An 18,710-nucleotide genomic window follows, 5' to 3' on the forward strand; every position below is an offset into this window, starting at 1 on the left:
ATTTCTTTTTGTCTTATCTCTATTTTACCAATTACCCTCAGGCTTAAAAGTTTTACAATCTGTTTCTGCTTGATTTTTAGCTTCATGCCCTTTATGGCTTACAACGTATATTTGATCAGCAGAGCATTTATTTCCGTCTTTCCAATAATGACAGTTGTTTACTTCGCATAAAACATCCTTTGCCATCTTCATACCACCTCATTTTATAAAATTGATGATACATCTTTTATTGTTTGCGGGCACCATGAAAATATAACGGAAATCAAAGGAAGATAAGTTTAAGGCAGTTAAGTGACTGAATATTTTTTTGCATTAGTAAAAAATAATCCTCGTTTTTCCCTTAAAACAGCAAGATTGTGTAAATAAAGGACCTTTGTTCTGTTTTCTTATTTTACAACCTTTGCCAGTTTAGATTAGACATTATTTAGAAAATAGAATGATTCCGATTTAAGAAACGAAATTTTAATACTAGATTGCTAGCGGTAAAGCAATGATTATTTTTGCTTCTTCCTTGAGGGCCATTCTGTTGGAACCGGGTCTACTCCGCCTGGATGAAAAGGATGACATTTTAAAATCCGTTTGATGGCTAGATATCCGCCACGTAGAGCGCCGAATCGTTTAATGGATTCAAGTCCGTAATGGGAACAAGTTGGATAAAAACGACATGTTGGTGGTTTTAAAGGGGAAATGACAAGTTGATAAAAACGAATGATTAAGATAAATAGATATTTTAGCATGAATCATTACTTCCTTATTTTTTCTTTAGGTTATTCCATAACAGAAAAAAAGTCAAAAGAACCATCCTTAAATATCGGACGGTTCTTTTCCATCTGTTTTAATATTTGGGTTATTTTCAATCGGATCGATTGTATGCTTATGTGAATATGCTTTTGATGTAGTAATGACAGCAGCTGACATAATCACGATAATAATAATAATCGATACTATTGCAGTCAAAATCAGCATTCCAATACCCCTCTTAATTTAATACATAAATATATTTTAACATGTATTTCTGCAATTTTTGCACTGAAATTGACTAGGAAATGAACATCCAGTGAAGGAAGAAAGTACTATTTTAATGAAGATACTTTGAATGGTGGCTATAATCAATATTACCCGAATGGCTTGCAAATTTTTCCTTTAGTGTTTCTGTTAAATACATGCTTATGAAATAGTGCAATTCATAATCGTTCATTTCTTTGACGATGTTTAAAAGTTCTTGACGACTGTTGTTTTCTACAACCGCTAAAGCGATAATGTCTAAATCCTCTTCATCACCCGTTAATCTATCGCGATATATTTGAAAGAGTTCGTCCACTAATCTCAATTAGAACACTCCTTTTTTAAATTTGTTCACGTCTAGCTAACAGCGCCTATCGGCTAGCGGATTTCTCCGTCTCCTCCCTACGATAAGTCAACATCAGCTCGTGAACTACCTCACTGTGTTTCCTTTATCTCAGTCGAAGACTACGAAATCCGTACGCCGATGACCAAGGCGCTTACGCTTTTGTTATTGAATAGGAATATTTTGAGTAGTTTTGTGGGAAACGATACATAAAGATTTCTAAACGTATCTGAAAATAATTAGAGGTGAAACAAACATGGAAGAAGTTAAGCACACATATTATGTTGATCTGGGAAGCGGGGAAATTTCTAGAAGCAAAGATGCATCAGTATGGAATTATAAAATAGAGGCAACAGATGAAGAAATCACACGTCTGAGACAAATTTTTGATTCCAATTATGATGCGGATGTATTAGGATTTTGGCGGGCTCATGTTCCTGTTGTAGAATATCATCATGATCGTCCTAATGATATTTCGGATGAAAATTTACTGCGTGCTTATCAAATGTTGTATGATTTAGGGGATGAAGAGGCAAAAAAACATATTGACAGTATTGGAATTTTAAAGGATTTTACTTCAAAGTAGAGAATAAATAGTGGGGTGCTATCTTAAATAGCCCCCTTTAATTATTTGAGTCTTTAATAAGCTTTTTTTCTAATAAATCTACCAATTGATACATAATGGTTGCTATTATCGCTACAATAATGAGTGATAACATAACAAGGGTAAAATTAAAAACCTGGAATCCATATATAATTAAATATCCTAATCCTTTTGATGCGACTAAGTACTCTCCAACAATAACTCCGACCCAAGATAAACCGACATTTACCTTTAAAGTGGAAATAATTGTTGGAAACGATGCAGGCAAAATGGCTTCCTTGAACATTTGGGACCTTGTTGCTCCAAATGTTTGCAGCACCTTCAAATAGTTAGAATCCACGTCTCGAAAGGCTGTATAGATGACGATGGTGGTTATAATGACGGATATTATAATTCCCATCGCGATACTGGATGATACTCCAGGTCCAAAGATAACAATTAAGATTGGTCCTAGGGCAACCTTTGGCATTGCATTAAAGATAACTAGGTAGGGGTCCAATATTTTCGATAGCTTTGGAGATGCCCAAAGAATGGCTGCCAAAAGTGCTCCAAGAAAAGTACCAAGGACAAATCCCATAATGGTTTCAAATACTGTTACGCCAATATGGCTAAAAATAGTGCCATCTTGGATCTTATGAACTAATAATACCCATATTTTTGATGGAGAACTAAATATAAGGGGATTTACCCAATGAAGCCTGCTAGCTGTTTCCCAAAGAGAAAAAAATACGATTAAAATAATCAACTGATAAAATCGAACCCATCTTTTTTCGATTTTAAGCTTATTTAAATATTGGTGATAAAGGAAATTTGGTTTATTCGTGGTTTTCAAGGGACTCCAACTCCTTCCAAATTTCCTGAAATAACACAGAATATGCTTCTTTACTTCTTACATCAAAAGGCCTAATAGCTCTTAATTCTTCAGGGACAAGAAAGGTTTTATATAAACGCCCAGGTTTAGCAGCAAATAATAAAATGCGATCACTCATAGAAATGGCTTCTCCTATATCATGTGTGACTAATACGGCAGTTTTTTTGTATGATTTTAATGTTTCAAATACGAGATCCTCTAATTTTAGTTTTGTTTGATAATCAAGTGCTGAAAATGGTTCATCTAAAAATAAAATTTTTGGATTGATGGCCAATGTTCTTACTAAAGCAGCTCTTTGCCTCATTCCGCCGGAAAGCTGCCTCGGATATTGTTTTTCAACACCTGCTAAACCTATTTCTTTTAGTAAATTTAATGCTGTTTCCCGTGATTTAGCTGTTAATTGTTTATTAAGTTTCAGTCCAAGTAAAACATTTTCCTCGATGGTTTTCCATGGAAATAAATAATCTTGTTGCAGCATGTAGCCGATGGAGGATGTTAACGAACTAGGTACTGCTCCATCGATTAAAACACTTCCTTCTGTTGGTTGAATCAAACCTGAAAGAATGGATAGCATCGTTGTTTTTCCACAACCACTAGGACCAAGCAAAGAAATAAATTCTCCTTCTTGAATCTCAAAGTTTATGTCTTTTAAAGCATTTGTAGCTGATTTTGGTGTAAAGTAGCTATGGTGGACATTATCTACAGATAGGAAGCTCATATAATATTTAACCTCCTTATTTATTAATAACGTTTTTTGTAATGGACGTATTTACAAGCGTTTTATAATCAACTCGCTTTGGTAATTCTCCTGCTTCACTCATAATATTTTGAAGGTTATTCCAACCATCCTCATTTAGGACTAAATCAGTTCCAAATGAACCTTGATTACGGTAGCGCTCAATGGAAGAAGCTAAAATATCAATATCCGTATCTTCGAAGAATGGTTGGACTACTTTCGCTACTTGCTTGGAATCATGATCCTTCACCCATTTTTCCGCTTTATATAAAGCGCGGACAAATTTTTCTATTGTATCCTTATGTTCTTTAATATAGCTTTGCTTTGCCATATAATCGGTATATGGGACATTACCGGATTCTTTCCCGAAAGAAGCGACGATATATCCTTTTCCCTCTTTTTCAAAAACAGATGCGGTCGGTTCAAATAATTGGACAAAATCACCTGTTCCAGAGGCAAAGGCATTAGCAATATTGGCATAATCAATATTTTGAATAAGCTTTAAATCCTTATGTGGGTCAATGCCATGTTTTTTTAGAACAAATTCTCCAACCATTTGCGGCATCCCGCCTTTTCTTTGACCAAGAAAAGTGGAGCCTTTTAATTGGTCCCAGGAAAAGTTATCAATTTTTTTTCGAGAGACAAGGAAGGTTCCGTCCGTTCTAGTCAGTTGGGCGAAATTAATAACTGGATCATCACTGCCTTGAGCATGGACGTAAATGGAGGTTTCAGAACCTACAAGGGCAATATCCGCTCCATCAGACAATAATGTTGTCATCGTTTTGTCGCCGCCAGCAGTTGTTTTTAAGTCGATTTTTAAGCCTTCGTCCTTAAAGAATCCTTTCTGGATTGCTACATACTGCGGTGTATAGAAAACGGAACGGGTAACCTCTGCAACGCGAACTGTTTTCAAGCCTTCCTTTTTTGAGCATGCTCCTAAAGAAAACAGCAGAATGAATGGTACCAAAAGTGAAAAGCTAACTCTAAGCCATCTTTTCATATTTAAACCTCCTTATAGGCATTCGTTTATTTCTGATTTGTTACCTATCGTATGATTGTAAAAAAAATGTGTGAATGCCTAGAAGACATGGATATAAAGAAGCTGGAAGGAGGTATTTACATGAATATTATGGAAAAATTTCGATTTCCGTCGCCCAATCCACAGGTAAATATGTACATAATAACTTATATGTCTGGTTCCTATAAGGTAAAGGGATTATTAGCAGAACCAAAGGATGACCTTGTGTATGATGGATTTTTATACTTAAGGGGTGGAATTAAAAGTGTAGGGATGGTGAGACCTGCTAGAATCGGACAATTTGCCAGTGAGGGCTTTGTTGTCTTTGCTCCTTTCTATCGAGGAAACAGAGGAGGGGAAGGAGATGAAGATTTTGCAGGGGAGGATCGAATGGATGCCTATTCTGCTTTCGATCTTTTGAAACAGTATCCCCGGGTAGCTAAAAACCGCATCCATGTGTTTGGTTTTTCAAGAGGAGGGGTAATGGCTCTACATACGGCTATCCATCGAAAGGAGGCAGCATCCGTTGTAACATGGGGAGGGGTCTCCGATATGGAATTAACTTATGGAGAGAGAAAGGATTTACGGAGAATGATGAAACGGGTAATTGGAGGCACTCCTGCAAAATATCCGGATCGATACAAAGAGCGAACCCCGCTGTATTTTCTGGAGAAAATAGAATCACCTGTATTAATTATACATGGGGAACATGATCAAAATGTATCCTTTGAGCATGCAAAAAGACTGGAGGAAAGATTGAAACTGCTAAAAAAACCAGTCGAAACATGGTATTTTCCAAATTACACACATTATTTTCCGCCTATAATAAATCGGCAAATTGTTTCGGATTTATGTTCATGGATGAAAAAACAGGCACTGACATGATAAAATAGTTGTAAGAATGCAGATAAGGTAAAGGAGAAAAATAAATGGGAATGCCTTTAGAACTTAATACGATGATTGTGACAAAAGGAAATGAAAAACGATTAGACGATAATTTATTTATATTAGAAAAAGCGGGGTATCGCCTATATCCAATCGATATACCAATTGATGTCAAGCGGACGTTGGAAAGTGATTCAAGCGGAACAGCTGTTATTCAAAAGGTAGAATGGGAAAAAGAGAAAACAACGATTTTTTATCAGTTAATTTCCTTGAATTCTACAAATTAAAAGGGTGACCAAATTGGTCACCCTTTCTATTATAATTTCTTTGGACCTCCTAATTCCACAATTTCCTTGTCAACATTTTTGAACTTTTGGAAATTCAATTGGAATTTTTCAGAGAGTTCCTTTGCTTTTATAATATACTCATCTTGGCTAGCCCAAGTTTTATTTGGTAATAGTACTTCATCTGGAACACCTGGAACATGTAATGGAATATTTAAGCCAAAGATTTCATCCTTTACTGTTTCAGCATGGTGCAATTCTCCTTCTAAAGCAGCTTGAACCATGGCGCGTGTATAGCTTAATTTCATACGTGATCCTACGCCGTATTCTCCGCCAGTCCATCCTGTATTTACAAGGAAGACATCGACTCCGTATTCATCAATTTTTTTACCGAGCATTTCCGCATAGACCGTGGCAGGAAGCGGAAGGAATGGTGCTCCAAAGCATGTCGAGAATGTTGCTTCTGGAGAAGTAACCCCGCGCTCTGTTCCTGCAAGCTTCGATGTATATCCACTTAAGAAGTGATACATTGCCTGCTCTTTTGTTAATTTACTGATCGGAGGCAAGACACCAAATGCATCGGCTGTTAAGAAAACGATTGTTTGTGGATGACCTGCTACACTTGGTTCAACAATATTATCGATGGATTGAATCGGATAAGCGGCACGTGTATTTTCTGTCAATGTATTGTCATCATACATTGCTTCATGTGTATCAGGATTTACCATTACATTTTCCAAAACAGATCCAAACGTAATGGCATCATAAATTTGCGGCTCTTTTTCACGGGTTAAACCAATACATTTTGCGTAGCAGCCGCCTTCTATATTAAATACCCCATTTGCTGACCAACCATGCTCATCATCCCCAATAAGCTTGCGATTTGGATCTGCGGATAACGTAGTTTTTCCTGTACCGGACAGGCCGAAGAATAATGCTACATCGCCTTCCGGACCTACATTTGCGGAACAGTGCATAGGTAATATTCCTGCTTCAGGCAATAAATAATTCATTATGGAGAAAATGGATTTTTTCATCTCTCCAGCATATTCCGTTCCGCCAATTAAAATAATTCGGCGTTCAAAGGACACAATGATAAATGTTTCCGACTTAGTGCCATCTACTTGTGGGTCTGCTTTAAAATTTGGAGCAGATAGAATCGTAAATTGTGCCTTATGATCCGCTAATTCTTCTTCTGATGGGCGGATAAACAATTGATGTGCGAATAAATTATGCCAAGCATATTCATTCACAACCTGTATAGGAAGACGGCTTTTTTTGTCTGCACCGGCAAATCCTTTAAATACAAATAATTCATTTTGATTTTCTAAATATTGAATTACCTTATGATACAGTTTGTCAAAGACTTCTACAGAAATTGGTTGATTGACAGAACCCCAATCAATTTTGTCTTTTACAGAAGGTTCTTCAACAATAAATTTATCTTTAGGGGAACGCCCAGTATATTTTCCAGTTTCAGCCTGAACTGCTCCAGTTGAGGTTAAGATTCCTTCTTTACGCGCTAATATTTTTTCCACTAAACGTGGAACGGATAATTGAGTATAAACATTATTTCCATTTAGTAATTCACTTAATTCAGTAGATAAACTTATTGAATTCATGAATGCGTTACCATCCTTTATGAAAGAATAAAAAATTTTTAATCGCTTATGTCAATTAGTATAACACAATTAAATAATTAGTCTATACTATATATGCTTATTTTTTAAAAAACACAAAGTTTTAACATTTCGATTTCTTTCCTTATTTAAGCCATAACATTAGTATTTTTGACTGAAGGAACATTATTCCGATTTTTAAAAATGGGCTTTATATAAGGCTGTTTTCGAATAGATTGTTAAAAACCCAAAAGCCGAATTTAATCTGTTCCTTTTCGTCACTTTTTCCTAAAACCTGAGTAGATTGGTTTCGAGGCATCTTTTCTATAAAGTATCATTCATATTTAACCTTAATAAGGTTGTTATACAAAAGCAACTAAGTTTAAGAAAAGCCTTAAATAATATTGAAAAAATGCATGAAGTAGTTGACACGGTGCGACAAATTGCGTATGATTTTACCTTGAACGGATACTCTTATCCCGAGATGGCGGAGGGACAGGCCCGATGAAGCCCAGCAACCAGCTTTTTAGGTGCATATAATAAAAATGAAAGCTTAGTAGATAAGTTGAAGAGTCATTTTTATAAGCATGCTAAAATGAAAAGGTGCTAACCTGTAGCAAGGTAATTCCTTGAACGATAAGAGTGAAAGGCGTAAAAACGAATGTGAACCTTTCCTCAAAATATAAATAGGAAAGGTTTTATTTAGTTATTCGCCCCAGCCTAAGTAAATGCAAAATGCGAATGAATGCAAATAGCATCTTGAAAGAATCGAGGATAAATTCTCCTGATTATTTCATACTATTAGGGAAATGAGTACCGTGAGGCGTAAATATAGAGTTTTTGATTTATCTCTAAGGGAGGAAAAAAGATGACAAACAAACGTCGTTTATTCACATCCGAATCCGTGACGGAAGGTCATCCGGATAAAATATGTGACCAAATTTCGGATGCCATTTTGGATGCGATTTTAGCAAAGGACCCTAACGCACGTGTGGCTTGTGAAACATCTGTGACAACAGGTCTTGTACTTGTTGCAGGAGAAATTACTACCAGCACATATGTGGATATTCCAAAAATTGTTCGTGAAACCATTAAAGATATTGGATATACTCGTGCAAAATATGGCTTTGATGCTGAAACATGTGCGGTTCTTACATCTATAGATGAGCAATCTGCCGATATCGCAATGGGTGTTGATAAAGCATTAGAAGCACGTGAAGGACAAATGTCTGAAGAAGAAATTGAAGCAATTGGTGCAGGGGACCAAGGATTAATGTTTGGTTTTGCATGTAATGAGACAAAGGAGTTAATGCCTTTGCCAATTTCCCTATCACATAAGCTTGCACGCAGATTATCAGAAGTGCGTAAAGAAGAGATTCTTCCATATTTACGCCCGGATGCTAAAACACAGGTAACGGTTGAATATGATGAAAATGGCAAACCAGCAAGAATTGACACGATCGTTATTTCTACACAGCACCATCCAGAAATCAGCTTAGAGCAAATTCAACGCAATGTGAAAGAATATGTTATTGGTCCAGTTGTTCCTAAAGAATTAATCGACGAAAACACAAAATATTTCATTAATCCAACTGGTCGATTTGTTATCGGTGGACCACAAGGGGATGCTGGATTAACAGGTCGTAAAATTATCGTTGATACGTATGGTGGTTATGCACGCCATGGCGGTGGTGCATTCTCAGGTAAGGATCCTACAAAAGTGGACCGTTCCGCAGCATATGCTGCACGTTATGTTGCTAAAAATATTGTAGCTGCTGGCCTTGCAGATAAATGTGAAGTACAGCTTGCTTATGCAATTGGTGTAGCAAAGCCGGTATCCATCTCCATTGATACTTTTGGTACAGGAAAGGTTTCAGAAGAGGAATTGATTGAAGCGGTTCGTGAAAACTTCGACCTTCGTCCTGCTGGTATCATTAAAATGTTAGATTTAAGACGTCCTATTTATAAGCAAACGGCTGCTTACGGACATTTTGGACGCAATGATTTAGATTTACCTTGGGAAAGAACAGACAAAGCGGAAGTTTTAAGTCAACTTGCAAAATAGTGGTTGAAAGAAAATGGAGGGGTTACAGAACGATATTGTAACTCCTCTTTGTTTTTTATCGAAGAGGTAAATTAGTGATTATTATTGAATTAAATGTATGCTTAAACGTGAACGGGTGCGCATAAGTCGGTACTAAACGCCAACGAATTATTTAACAGAGCTATTCGTAAGAACATTTTGGAAAAAAATATTTGTCGGGATAAGTAAAATGGCTACTGCAAAAACGAAATAAAAAATGATAGTATAAGGTAGTATGAATTTTTTAATGACTTTTTTCTTGTACTATTGCTTTTGTAAAAGAAAAATCTTATAACCATCTTCATCGGATAAGATTGCCCGAAACAAAGTCTAAGATTTAAAACAATGATGAAAAGCAATAATTTATAAGAAAAATAGCATTGTTCAAAAGAAGCTTAAAAAAATGGAGTAGGTGAACTACATAATGTGTGGATTTATAGGTTGTGTACACGACCGTTCAATTGAACTTCGTGATGAAGATAAACAACTATTTAAAAATATGAATGACATTATTACCCATCGTGGACCCGATGACGATGGTTTTTATGAAGACGAACATATTCAATTTGGTTTCCGTCGTCTGAGCATTATTGACTTAGAAAGCGGACACCAGCCATTAACATATGAAAACGATCGATATTGGATTATCTTTAATGGAGAAATTTATAATTACGTGGAATTACGTAATGAATTAATAGAAGCAGGCTTAACGTTCGCGACTTCATCAGATACTGAGGTTATTTTAGCATTGTACAGCCATTATAAGGAAAAGGCTGTTGAAAAACTGCGCGGAATGTTTTCGTTTGTTATTTGGGATAAACAAGAACAATCCTTGCTTGGTGCTCGTGATCCTTTTGGAATTAAACCTTTTTTCTATTTAGAAGAAGAAAATCGGACATTTTTTGCATCTGAAAAGAAAAGTATATTATTGGCAATGGAAAATGATGTATTAAACTATGATGCTGTTCAGCATTATATGACATACCAATTTGTTCCTGAGCCTGAAACGATGACTGCTGGAATTAAAAAATTAGAGCCTGGCCATTATTTTGTGAAAAGATTAGGACAACCGTTAGATATTAAACGCTATTGGAAAGCTGCGTTTAAACCGATTCATAAGTCCGAAGATGAATTTATAAAAGAAATCAAAGATGTTCTTTTCGATTCTGTAAATGTTCATATGCGCAGTGATGTTCCGGTTGGATCATTCTTATCTGGCGGAATTGATTCCTCTATTATTGCTTCCATTGCGAAACAATACAATCCCAAAATTCAAACCTTTTCCGTGGGTTTTGAACGCAATGGTTTTAGCGAAATTGATGTAGCGAAGGAAACCGCGGAAAAGCTTGGTGTAGAAAATATCAGCTATGTGATTACTCCGGAGGAATACATGAAGGAACTTCCGAAAATCATGTGGCATCTTGATGATCCATTGGCTGACCCTGCATGCGTTCCTTTATACTTTGTTGCAAGAGAAGCAAGAAAACATGTTACAGTTGTATTGTCAGGGGAAGGGGCAGATGAGCTGTTCGGAGGCTATAATATTTATCGAGAGCCCCAATCTTTAGAGGTATTTAATAAGATTCCTGCAGTTGGAAAATCGCTTCTTAAGGCATTGGCTAAAATGATGCCGGAAGGTGTCAAAGGAAAGAGCTTTATAGAACGCGGTGTTACTCCAATGGAAGAGCGTTATATCGGAAATGCAAAAATGTATACGGAAAAAGAAAAGAAAGAACTTTTAGCCAGGTACAAACAAGGATTGGACTATACAGAGATTACGAAAGGCCTTTACGCAGAGACAGCTGGGTATGATCCTGTAGATCGCATGCAATACATTGATATTCATACATGGATGCGCGGGGATATATTATTAAAGGCGGATAAAATGACAATGGCACACTCCCTCGAGTTGCGTGTTCCATTTTTGGATAAAGAGGTATTTAAAGTTGCGTCACAAATTCCGACCAGTCTAAAGACCGCTAATGATACGACGAAGTATATTCTTCGCAAGGCTGCGGAGGGAGTAGTTCCTGATCATGTTTTAAATCGAAAAAAACTAGGTTTTCCAGTTCCGATTAGACATTGGCTAAAAGATGAAATGCATGACTGGGCAATCAACATTATCAAGGGTAGCCCGACTGATCATATCATAAATAAAAATTATGTATTAAATCTTCTGGAAGAACATTGCCAAGGAAAATTAGATCATAGTCGTAAAATATGGACTGTTTTAGTCTTCATGATTTGGCATGCAGTTTATTTAGAAGAAAAATATGACTTTCAAAAACAATATAAATTAAACGCTGAGCAGGCAACTGTTTAAATTTCGGCTGAACAAATGCTCCTCGAAAGCAATTGAAAATCATCATGTTTCAAATAAAAATTAAGCCAAGCTATTTTTCGTAAGTGATAGCTTGGCTGCCCATTTGCACCCACGCTTCCATAAAGGAATTAGCGGGTGCTTTATTTTTTTGTCCAGTAAGTGGGTCATTAAAATAAATATATTTTTTATCATATCCTGTAATAAGCACAGAATGTTCTTTATAAGTGATGTGGATTTTTCCGTTTTTTGTATACCAAGATTGAAAGTATGCGGAAGGTAGTTTTTTATATTCTGTATTAATGATTACCCATATTGGCCGATCATCAGATAGATATATTTTTAAATCTTCAAAGGAATGCCCTGTTAAATTAATTAACTTTCCTGGCAGAAATTTATTTCCTAATTCATAAATTGGCTTATTGTAAACACCGTACCCGGGTTTATGATAGGTATAAATATTACCGACGAATCCCTCGTTTGGATCTCCATAATAGATTTTTCCATTTTTAATCGTTCGTGGTGTAGGATTTTTCTTAATCTCCTTAGCCAAAGTTAATTTATCTACTTGAACACCAGCAGACTGCAAAAGCATTGCAAGGCTCGTTACCTCACAACCTCTATCCAGTTCAGGATGCTGGTTTATAGAGGGAACATTAATGGATACCGCATCCTTTATCTTAATAACAGCATATTGTTCATGATCGCTATTTACTAGTGCATCGTGTGTATATGATTCAGATTCCTTTGAATCACATATTCCATAAACAATAATCCCTGTTCCAATTAGAAAAAATAAACATAATAAACCTGATATAAACTGCTTCATTCCTACCACCTAAATAAGAAGATTCTATGTATTACATCGTCAAACTTTCGAAAAAGTTAATGCCAATTTGTGAAAAGATATATAATAAAGAGAGGAGTTAGCATATTTAGGGTAAAATAGAGTATTCCTACAAAGGCTCTTTTCTTAAATTTTGTTGCTTTGTCATACGAAAACACTTGGTACAACCTTAATAGGGGTTAAAAACGAATAAATTTTGTAAGAAAAGATGCCCCGACTCCAAGCTTGCTTGAAATTTGTAACAAATGACGTGAAGCAACAATTGATACGAAAACGGCCAACAACAAGAGAAAAGGGAGGCAGAAGCTATGTGGAAATGGGAAGCGGATGAAGCTCCTAAAGCGGTCATTGTCATGGTTCATGGGGCAATGGAGCACCACGGACGTTACAGCTGGTTAATTGAAATGTGGCGCTCCTCCGGTTACCATGTTATTATGGGAGATTTACCCGGACAAGGGATGACTACAAGATCAAATAGAGGTCATATTGATTCCTTTGACGAATATATATTTGAAATAAAAGATTGGGTACAAACAGCTTATCAATTTAATGTTCCTATTTTTCTATTAGGACATAGTATGGGAGGACTCGCTGTAATTCGTACACTTCAAGAAATAAAGCTAAAAATTGCAGGAGTAATATTATCGTCCCCGTGCCTTGGGCTTGTAGATTATCCATCAAAAATTTTAAGCGGACTTTCTGTCGGGTTAAATAAGATCGCGCCCGGAGTACGGTTTAAAAGCCCTTTAACCATTCAAATGTCTACAAGAAATGAGGAAATAATGGAATCAGCTGTTAATGATTCCTTGTATATTACAAAAATTTCCGTTCGATGGTATCGAGAGTTAGTAAAAGGAATGAAACTTGCTTTCACAAATATTTCAAAATTTCCGGATGTGCCACTTTTGGTTCTTCAAGGCGGAGATGATAAAATTGTGAATAAGACTTCAGTTAGCGACTGGTTTAATCAGGTGAAATTATCTGAGAAAAATTATAAAGAATGGCCTAAGTGTTATCACGAGATTTTTAATGAACCCGAACGGGAAGACATATTTCTTTATGCGAAAAATTTCGTAGAAAATCGTTTGCGTTTAATTGGATATATTGTTGATTGAGGTGAATATATAAATGACAGTACCCTCTCATCCATTTTCACTTATGAACCAGGTCTATCGAAAGGTAATGCCCAATGTTCATCGTGAGCTATTTTATTGGAAAGATGCGGCGAAGATGATTCCGAATGCGGAATTAAGAAACCAGGCCCTTGCCAGCATTGAACATAAAACCTTTCATTGCGAAGGTGGATCTATTCTCGCATTATTAAGCTTGGATAGAAAAGAAGAAGCGATTAAGTTTATTGTGGCATATCAAACGATCAGCGATTATTTAGATAATCTTTGTGATCGGAGTACTTCGTTAGATCCTGTAGATTTTGCTGCATTGCATGAATCGATGAAGGATGCTTTGACAGTAGGAGCGGAACCAAAAAATTATTATCGTTTTCGGGAAGATCAAAATGATAATGAATACTTACATAAACTGGTGAAAACATGTCAATCTGTATTGGCAAAAATAGACCATTATGAAGTGATAAAACCTTTTTTAATTGAGTTATGCCAATATTATTGTGATTTGCAAATTCATAAGCATGTATGTGTGGAAGAAAGGGTAGAGAGATTGCAAGGCATGTTCAATCAATATAAAGATGGTCTGCCTGAAATGGAATGGCATGAGTTTTCGGCATGTTCCGGCTCTACGCTAGGAATTTTTTGTCTGGTTTCGTACGCAATGCGAAAGGATTTTAAAAAAGAATATGCTCAAATTATAAGAGAGGGTTATTTTCCTTATATTCAAGGCTTACATATATTACTGGACTATTTTATTGATCAGGATGAGGATAGAGAAGGCGGAGATTTGAATTTTTGTTTTTATTATGAAAGTGAAAAGCAATTGTTTGAGAGGCTGATTCACTTTTTAAAAGAAGCGGACAAGCATACAAATAAACTACCTGATCAAAAATTCCATAAATTAATCAACCGAGGGTTATTAGGCGTGTATTTATCGGATGAAAAAGTAAACAAACAAAGAGATGTGCAAAAACTCTCGAGGAAATTGATGAAATATGCTGGCTCCATCAGTTATTTCTTTTATTGGAATGGCAGAGCATACAGAGGGTTGCAAAATGTCATTCCGACCAGTTTATTAAAGGTATTGCTGAATAATCGTGAAAAAAATGAAAAGAATGTGGTATAAAAAAAACGATAAGAGCTTTTAATCTCTTATCGTTTTTCAATGGCAATGATGAATGGCGGATTGTTTATTTGATTAATGAATTCATATTTTAATACATGCGCTTTTTTCTGATCCAGCTTTGTTACATATTGTAATAATTCATCGCGTTCTACTGCACCTTCTGGATGACCATGATAGACCACTAATATAATTATACCCTCTTTTGGCATGATTTCTAATAACTGTTCGATTGCTGAGATTGTTGTATTGCCGTGGGTAACAATGTTTTTACTCCCGCCTGGCAAATACCCGAGATTAAAGATAGCTGCAGTAATAAATGGGTGAAATTTGTCTGGAATTGATTCCTTTAAGGTTTCATGTCCTTTAGCAAAAAGTGTAACTCGGCTGTTTAGCTTATGGTCAGCTAAACGAACTTGAGTATTGGCTATTGCCTCTTCTTGAATATCAAATCCAAAAACATGTCCAGAATCTCCTACTAATTTGGCCAACATTTCTGTATCATGTCCATTTCCTACGGTTGCATCCACAACAATATCACCATTGGAAACAGCGGATTGAAGCAGGGAGTGAGCAAAGTTTAAGATTCGTTGCAGCTTCATAAACTCATCTCCACTGTATAATATTTTCCTTGCCAGCTATTTCTTCTTTTTAATTCTGCATCGATTGCATTCATAACTGCCCATTTATTTGCACTCCACATAGGTCCGATCATTAAATCAAGAGGCCCATCTCCAGTAATACGATGAATAATCATCTCGGGCGGTATAATTTCTAATTGATCACATACTAGGTTTACATAGTCATCAAAAGAAAGGAACTGAAGTAACCCTTTCTCAAATTGTTTCACCATTGGGGTACCTTTAAGGAGATGAAGGAGATGTATTTTAATTCCCTGTACATCTAATTTTGCTACTTCTTTAGCTGTTTCTAACATCATTTCCTTATTTTCAAGCGGCAGTCCATTAATAATATGGGTACAAATTCGAATTCCATGTTTACGTAGCTTAGCAACGCCATCTACATAGCATTGATAATCGTGAGCACGATTAATGAGTAAGGAGGTTCTTTCGTGAACGGTTTGGAGTCCAAGCTCTACCCATAAATAAGTACGCTCATTTAGCTCTGCTAAATATTCGACAACTTCGTCCGGTAAGCAATCTGGACGGGTAGCTATCGAAATTCCAACTACTCCTTCTTGTTTTAAAACGGGCTCGAATTTGCTCCGTAATACCTCGATTGGTGCATGGGTGTTTGTGTATGCCTGAAAATAAGCCATATATTTAGCGTCTTTCCATTTTTTGTGCATATTTGCTTTAACTTCGTGAAATTGTGTTACGAGATCTTTAGCACGGTCACCGGCAAAATCTCCCGACCCTGCAGCACTGCAGAATGTACATCCTCCATGTGCCACTGTACCATCGCGATTAGGACAATCAAATCCTCCGTCTAAGGAAACCTTAAAAACTTTATAGCCAAAATGTTCTCTTAAATGATAATTCCATGTTAAGTATCTTTTATGATCTGTTGCATATGGAAATGGATTATCCTGTGTCAAAAATCTTCCTCCTAATAGTTGAACAGCTTTAGTAAGGGCTGCTTCCGCATAAATGGTTGTTTTTCGTCATTTGTTATATTTCCTAATATGACTTGGATTCGGGGCATCTTTTCTTACTAGTTTATCATTTTTAACCCAAATAAAGTTTTTACTGGAAATGTAACAGCGTTTAAGAAAAGATCCTTAGAAAATAGTATCAAAAACCTTGTCTTGAAGCTATAACCAGTTTACCTTGGATTTCCTACATAGTCATTCCATTAGTGAACAAACTAAAAGTGAAGCATTTTGCGATGCTTCCACTAGCTGAATAAGGAGAGGATTCATAAGTGGCCACTAGAAAATCAATTGACGAATGCCTCCAAAGATGTGATAACGCGATTCAACAAGCACAGGAACAATATACAGAAGGACTGCGCCAGGAGCATTATCATGATTATGATTATACGAACGCATTGCAACAATTAGAAGCATCTTATAATGAAGTATGTCAATTAGCAAATAGCTCCAATTCCCAGCAAAGAGAAATATTACATCGCAAGAGATTGCAACTGCAGCAATTACAAAACCAAATGATCCTTCTCAATCATGACAGGCCAATATAATTAAATATTTAATGTCGGAGGAAACAATGAAAAAACGATCTAAGCAAAATAATCCAGAGCAAAAAACTCGCAATGGTGTAAATAATCAGGACATGGAGCTCGGTAAGGAATATGATCCTGTAAAACAGTTAAAGAAAAACAATGCTAAAAAAAGCCAGCCAATTCGTTCGAAACAGCATATTGAAAACCCGGATTAACTAGATAAAGTAAAGAAGGAGTGCATCTTCAGCACTCCTTCTTTTTCTGAAAACATAGTTATCTCTTTTACCCCTTGTCGCTATAATTTAAAAAGAATACAATGGTGATTGATATAAAATATATACTGGGGGAAGGGAGCGTTTCTCATGCCTAAATCCTTGTGGCTTTTAGTAATCGGGATGGTGGTGAATACAACAGGCTCTTCTTTTTTATGGCCTTTAAACACCATTTACATCCATGATCACCTCGGAAAGTCATTATCTATTGCAGGAATTGTTTTAATGTTAAATTCGGCTGCAAGCGTTATAGGTAACTTACTCGGGGGAACTCTTTTTGATAAACTTGGGGGGTACCGGACCGTTTTATTCGGAATCATCCTTACTATATTGGCAGCACTTGGTCTTACTCTTTGGCATGATTGGCCAAACTATGTCATTTTTCTGACCATAACTGGTTTTGGTTCAGGAATTATTTTTCCTTGTGTATTTGCAATGGCAGGTTCCGTTTGGAAAGAAGGAGGAAGAAGAGCTTTTAATGCTATTTATGTTGCGCAGAACGTTGGGGTTGCAGTTGGTTCTGCCTTAGGTGGTTTTGTAGCATCTTTTTCCTTTAACTATATCTTTTTAGCTAATTTACTTATGTTTATTGTCTTTTTATTGATTGCCTTCTTCGGGTATAAAAATTTGTCTGCCCAGCAAGGAAAGCAAACATCGGTTATTCAAGAACATGGAGCTATTAGAAATAAACAAATTTTTAAGGCTTTGGTTATTTTATGTTCGGCCTACTTGCTATGCTGGGTAGGGTATGTTCAGTGGCAAGCGACCATTTCAAGCTATACTCAAGAAATTGGGATCACTTTAAGACAATATGGCCTTTTATGGACGATTAACGGTGCATTAATCGTAATTGGCCAGCCGATCATGACACCACTGATCAAGAAGTTCTGTTCAAGCTTAAAAGGACAAATCATAATGGGAATTGTCATTTTTATCATTTCTTTTGGGGTTGTAAGTGTCGCACATAGCTTGAGTGCTTTTGTTGCAGCTATGGTTATTCTTACGATAGGAGAAATGCTTGTATGGCCAGCTATTCCAACTATTGCGAGTCAGCTGTCTCCAAAAGGAAAAGAAGGGCTTTTTCAAGGTATCGTCAATAGTACAGCAACGGGCGGTCGTATGGTCGGACCTTTAGTCGGTGGAATTGTCGTAGATTTATACGGAATGTCCACGTTATTTATTTCGCTGATGGTATTATTTGTTATATCCATTGGATTATCCATTTTCTTTGATAAACCGTTAAAATCATCCTCCAATCAGGAACAAACTTTAAGCATGTAACATGAATGAAAAAAAGGCTTGCAACAACGATTAAAATTGGCTAAAATGGTAAATAATTTAATCCATATGAAACGTTTGAGTAGGAATAGTAGTGATGTTCATCTGAACAAGAGAATTGGCGGTAGGTGCAAGCCAATCGGATCCATCATG

21 protein-coding genes, 1 riboswitch and 1 other annotated feature (1 of these 23 only partly in view) are annotated in these 18,710 nt (G+C 36.3%); of the genes, 10 read left to right on the top strand and 11 right to left on the bottom strand.

Annotated features, from left to right (window positions below; all coding sequences use genetic code 11):
• Positions 1-24: 24 nt before the first annotated feature.
• The 4 genes from NSQ59_RS08475 to NSQ59_RS08490 form a co-directional block, all read right to left on the bottom strand.
• Positions 25-186, bottom strand: a complete 162-nt coding sequence (locus NSQ59_RS08475) for a DUF1540 domain-containing protein (protein ID WP_083489246.1) — start codon at positions 184-186, stop codon at positions 25-27.
• 308 nt (positions 187-494) lie between these two features.
• Positions 495-737, bottom strand: a complete 243-nt coding sequence (gene yidD, locus NSQ59_RS08480; protein ID WP_055738957.1) for a membrane protein insertion efficiency factor YidD — start codon at positions 735-737, stop codon at positions 495-497.
• Between the two features lie 67 nt (positions 738-804).
• Positions 805-966, bottom strand: a complete 162-nt coding sequence (gene ytzI, locus NSQ59_RS08485; RefSeq protein WP_083489247.1) for a YtzI protein — start codon at positions 964-966, stop codon at positions 805-807.
• Between the two features lie 112 nt (positions 967-1,078).
• Entirely contained in the window at positions 1,079-1,321 is a 243-nt protein-coding gene (locus NSQ59_RS08490) for a DUF6154 family protein (RefSeq protein ID WP_437177112.1), read from the bottom strand.
• 283 nt (positions 1,322-1,604) lie between these two features.
• Here NSQ59_RS08490 and NSQ59_RS08495 point away from each other — a divergent pair, with 283 nt between their 5' ends.
• A complete protein-coding gene (locus tag NSQ59_RS08495; protein ID WP_055738959.1) occupies positions 1,605-1,934 on the top strand; it encodes a hypothetical protein in 330 nt (109 codons plus the stop codon).
• A gap of 37 nt (positions 1,935-1,971) precedes the next feature.
• Here NSQ59_RS08495 and NSQ59_RS08500 read toward each other — a convergent pair whose 3' ends face one another.
• The 3 genes from NSQ59_RS08500 to NSQ59_RS08510 are packed head-to-tail and all read right to left on the bottom strand — an operon-like array spanning position 1,972 to position 4,559.
• A complete protein-coding gene (locus NSQ59_RS08500; protein ID WP_055738960.1) occupies positions 1,972-2,784 on the bottom strand; it encodes an ABC transporter permease in 813 nt (270 codons plus the stop codon).
• On the bottom strand, positions 2,768-3,541 hold the full coding sequence (locus tag NSQ59_RS08505) for an ABC transporter ATP-binding protein (RefSeq protein ID WP_126648166.1): 774 nt from the start codon (positions 3,539-3,541) through the stop codon (positions 2,768-2,770). The genes NSQ59_RS08500 and NSQ59_RS08505 overlap by 17 nt, the downstream gene beginning before the upstream one ends.
• A gap of 16 nt (positions 3,542-3,557) precedes the next feature.
• The gene (locus tag NSQ59_RS08510; RefSeq protein WP_055738962.1) at positions 3,558-4,559 is read right to left on the bottom strand and encodes an ABC transporter substrate-binding protein; all 1,002 of its coding nucleotides are present in this window, start codon (positions 4,557-4,559) and stop codon (positions 3,558-3,560) included.
• A gap of 120 nt (positions 4,560-4,679) precedes the next feature.
• Here NSQ59_RS08510 and NSQ59_RS08515 point away from each other — a divergent pair, with 120 nt between their 5' ends.
• Positions 4,680-5,462, top strand: coding sequence for an alpha/beta hydrolase family protein (locus NSQ59_RS08515; protein WP_340830675.1), 783 nt, complete (start codon positions 4,680-4,682; stop codon positions 5,460-5,462).
• 44 nt (positions 5,463-5,506) lie between these two features.
• A complete protein-coding gene (locus tag NSQ59_RS08520) occupies positions 5,507-5,749 on the top strand; it encodes a DUF2584 domain-containing protein (protein ID WP_055738964.1) in 243 nt (80 codons plus the stop codon).
• Between the two features lie 29 nt (positions 5,750-5,778).
• On the opposite strand, the gene pckA is transcribed toward NSQ59_RS08520, so the two are convergent.
• A complete protein-coding gene (gene pckA, locus NSQ59_RS08525; RefSeq protein ID WP_340830678.1) occupies positions 5,779-7,368 on the bottom strand; it encodes a phosphoenolpyruvate carboxykinase (ATP) in 1,590 nt (529 codons plus the stop codon).
• Between the two features lie 468 nt (positions 7,369-7,836).
• Positions 7,837-8,008, top strand: a riboswitch (SAM riboswitch).
• A 225-nt stretch (positions 8,009-8,233) separates the two neighbouring features.
• Here pckA and metK point away from each other — a divergent pair.
• Complete coding sequence (metK, locus tag NSQ59_RS08530; protein ID WP_055738966.1) at positions 8,234-9,430, top strand: methionine adenosyltransferase; 1,197 nt, start codon at positions 8,234-8,236, stop codon at positions 9,428-9,430.
• Positions 9,431-9,872: 442 nt separating this feature from the next.
• Positions 9,873-11,771 carry an asparagine synthase (glutamine-hydrolyzing) gene (gene asnB / locus NSQ59_RS08535; protein WP_126648170.1) on the top strand — a complete coding sequence of 633 codons (1,899 nt, stop codon included), beginning with the start codon at positions 9,873-9,875 and terminating at the stop codon, positions 11,769-11,771.
• A 70-nt stretch (positions 11,772-11,841) separates the two neighbouring features.
• Here the strand turns inward: asnB and NSQ59_RS08540 are convergent, their stop codons facing one another.
• On the bottom strand, positions 11,842-12,597 hold the full coding sequence (locus tag NSQ59_RS08540) for a C39 family peptidase (RefSeq protein ID WP_340830682.1): 756 nt from the start codon (positions 12,595-12,597) through the stop codon (positions 11,842-11,844).
• Between the two features lie 326 nt (positions 12,598-12,923).
• On the opposite strand from NSQ59_RS08540, the gene NSQ59_RS08545 reads away from it, so the two are divergent.
• Both NSQ59_RS08545 and NSQ59_RS08550 read left to right on the top strand, forming a co-directional pair.
• Entirely contained in the window at positions 12,924-13,730 is an 807-nt protein-coding gene (locus NSQ59_RS08545) for an alpha/beta hydrolase (RefSeq protein WP_055738969.1), read from the top strand.
• A 13-nt stretch (positions 13,731-13,743) separates the two neighbouring features.
• Complete coding sequence (locus tag NSQ59_RS08550) at positions 13,744-14,868, top strand: tetraprenyl-beta-curcumene synthase family protein (protein WP_055738970.1); 1,125 nt, start codon at positions 13,744-13,746, stop codon at positions 14,866-14,868.
• 26 nt (positions 14,869-14,894) lie between these two features.
• Here the strand turns inward: NSQ59_RS08550 and NSQ59_RS08555 are convergent, their stop codons facing one another.
• Together NSQ59_RS08555 and NSQ59_RS08560 are read right to left on the bottom strand one after the other, a co-directional pair.
• Positions 14,895-15,467, bottom strand: a complete 573-nt coding sequence (locus NSQ59_RS08555; RefSeq protein ID WP_126648171.1) for a class I SAM-dependent methyltransferase — start codon at positions 15,465-15,467, stop codon at positions 14,895-14,897.
• Complete coding sequence (locus tag NSQ59_RS08560) at positions 15,464-16,423, bottom strand: TIGR01212 family radical SAM protein (protein WP_340830686.1); 960 nt, start codon at positions 16,421-16,423, stop codon at positions 15,464-15,466. The genes NSQ59_RS08555 and NSQ59_RS08560 overlap by 4 nt, the downstream gene beginning before the upstream one ends.
• A gap of 326 nt (positions 16,424-16,749) precedes the next feature.
• Between NSQ59_RS08560 and NSQ59_RS08565 the strand changes: the two genes are divergently transcribed.
• From NSQ59_RS08565 to NSQ59_RS08575, 3 genes are all read left to right on the top strand, one after another.
• Positions 16,750-17,025: a YtzC family protein gene (locus NSQ59_RS08565; RefSeq protein ID WP_055738973.1), complete on the top strand. Its 276-nt coding sequence runs from the start codon at positions 16,750-16,752 to the stop codon at positions 17,023-17,025.
• A 26-nt stretch (positions 17,026-17,051) separates the two neighbouring features.
• Entirely contained in the window at positions 17,052-17,222 is a 171-nt protein-coding gene (locus NSQ59_RS08570; protein ID WP_055738974.1) for a hypothetical protein, read from the top strand.
• A 147-nt stretch (positions 17,223-17,369) separates the two neighbouring features.
• Positions 17,370-18,560 (top strand): MDR family MFS transporter, encoded by a 1,191-nt coding sequence (locus NSQ59_RS08575; RefSeq protein ID WP_055738975.1) that lies wholly within the window; start codon positions 17,370-17,372, stop codon positions 18,558-18,560.
• Between the two features lie 67 nt (positions 18,561-18,627).
• Positions 18,628-18,710: a binding site (T-box leader), on the top strand (it continues 139 nt past the right edge of the window).

The organism is Margalitia sp. FSL K6-0131 (assembly GCF_038008735.1).
Classification (GTDB): Bacteria; Bacillota; Bacilli; order Bacillales; family Bacillaceae_C; genus Margalitia; species Margalitia shackletonii.

What these genes read in the sequence shown, in the direction of transcription:
- NSQ59_RS08475 (WP_083489246.1), bottom strand. Translation starts at nt 186, where the DNA reads ATGGCAAAGGATGTTTTATGCGAAGTAAACAACTGTCATTATTGGAAA.
- yidD (WP_055738957.1), bottom strand. Translation starts at nt 737, where the DNA reads ATGCTAAAATATCTATTTATCTTAATCATTCGTTTTTATCAACTTGTC.
- ytzI (WP_083489247.1), bottom strand. Translation starts at nt 966, where the DNA reads ATGCTGATTTTGACTGCAATAGTATCGATTATTATTATTATCGTGATT.
- NSQ59_RS08495 (WP_055738959.1), top strand. Translation starts at nt 1,605, where the DNA reads ATGGAAGAAGTTAAGCACACATATTATGTTGATCTGGGAAGCGGGGAA.
- NSQ59_RS08505 (WP_126648166.1), bottom strand. Translation starts at nt 3,541, where the DNA reads ATGAGCTTCCTATCTGTAGATAATGTCCACCATAGCTACTTTACACCA.
- NSQ59_RS08510 (WP_055738962.1), bottom strand. Translation starts at nt 4,559, where the DNA reads ATGAAAAGATGGCTTAGAGTTAGCTTTTCACTTTTGGTACCATTCATT.
- NSQ59_RS08515 (WP_340830675.1), top strand. Translation starts at nt 4,680, where the DNA reads ATGAATATTATGGAAAAATTTCGATTTCCGTCGCCCAATCCACAGGTA.
- NSQ59_RS08520 (WP_055738964.1), top strand. Translation starts at nt 5,507, where the DNA reads ATGGGAATGCCTTTAGAACTTAATACGATGATTGTGACAAAAGGAAAT.
- pckA (WP_340830678.1), bottom strand. Translation starts at nt 7,368, where the DNA reads ATGAATTCAATAAGTTTATCTACTGAATTAAGTGAATTACTAAATGGA.
- metK (WP_055738966.1), top strand. Translation starts at nt 8,234, where the DNA reads ATGACAAACAAACGTCGTTTATTCACATCCGAATCCGTGACGGAAGGT.
- asnB (WP_126648170.1), top strand. Translation starts at nt 9,873, where the DNA reads ATGTGTGGATTTATAGGTTGTGTACACGACCGTTCAATTGAACTTCGT.
- NSQ59_RS08540 (WP_340830682.1), bottom strand. Translation starts at nt 12,597, where the DNA reads ATGAAGCAGTTTATATCAGGTTTATTATGTTTATTTTTTCTAATTGGA.
- NSQ59_RS08545 (WP_055738969.1), top strand. Translation starts at nt 12,924, where the DNA reads ATGTGGAAATGGGAAGCGGATGAAGCTCCTAAAGCGGTCATTGTCATG.
- NSQ59_RS08550 (WP_055738970.1), top strand. Translation starts at nt 13,744, where the DNA reads ATGACAGTACCCTCTCATCCATTTTCACTTATGAACCAGGTCTATCGA.
- NSQ59_RS08555 (WP_126648171.1), bottom strand. Translation starts at nt 15,467, where the DNA reads ATGAAGCTGCAACGAATCTTAAACTTTGCTCACTCCCTGCTTCAATCC.
- NSQ59_RS08570 (WP_055738974.1), top strand. Translation starts at nt 17,052, where the DNA reads ATGAAAAAACGATCTAAGCAAAATAATCCAGAGCAAAAAACTCGCAAT.
- NSQ59_RS08575 (WP_055738975.1), top strand. Translation starts at nt 17,370, where the DNA reads ATGCCTAAATCCTTGTGGCTTTTAGTAATCGGGATGGTGGTGAATACA.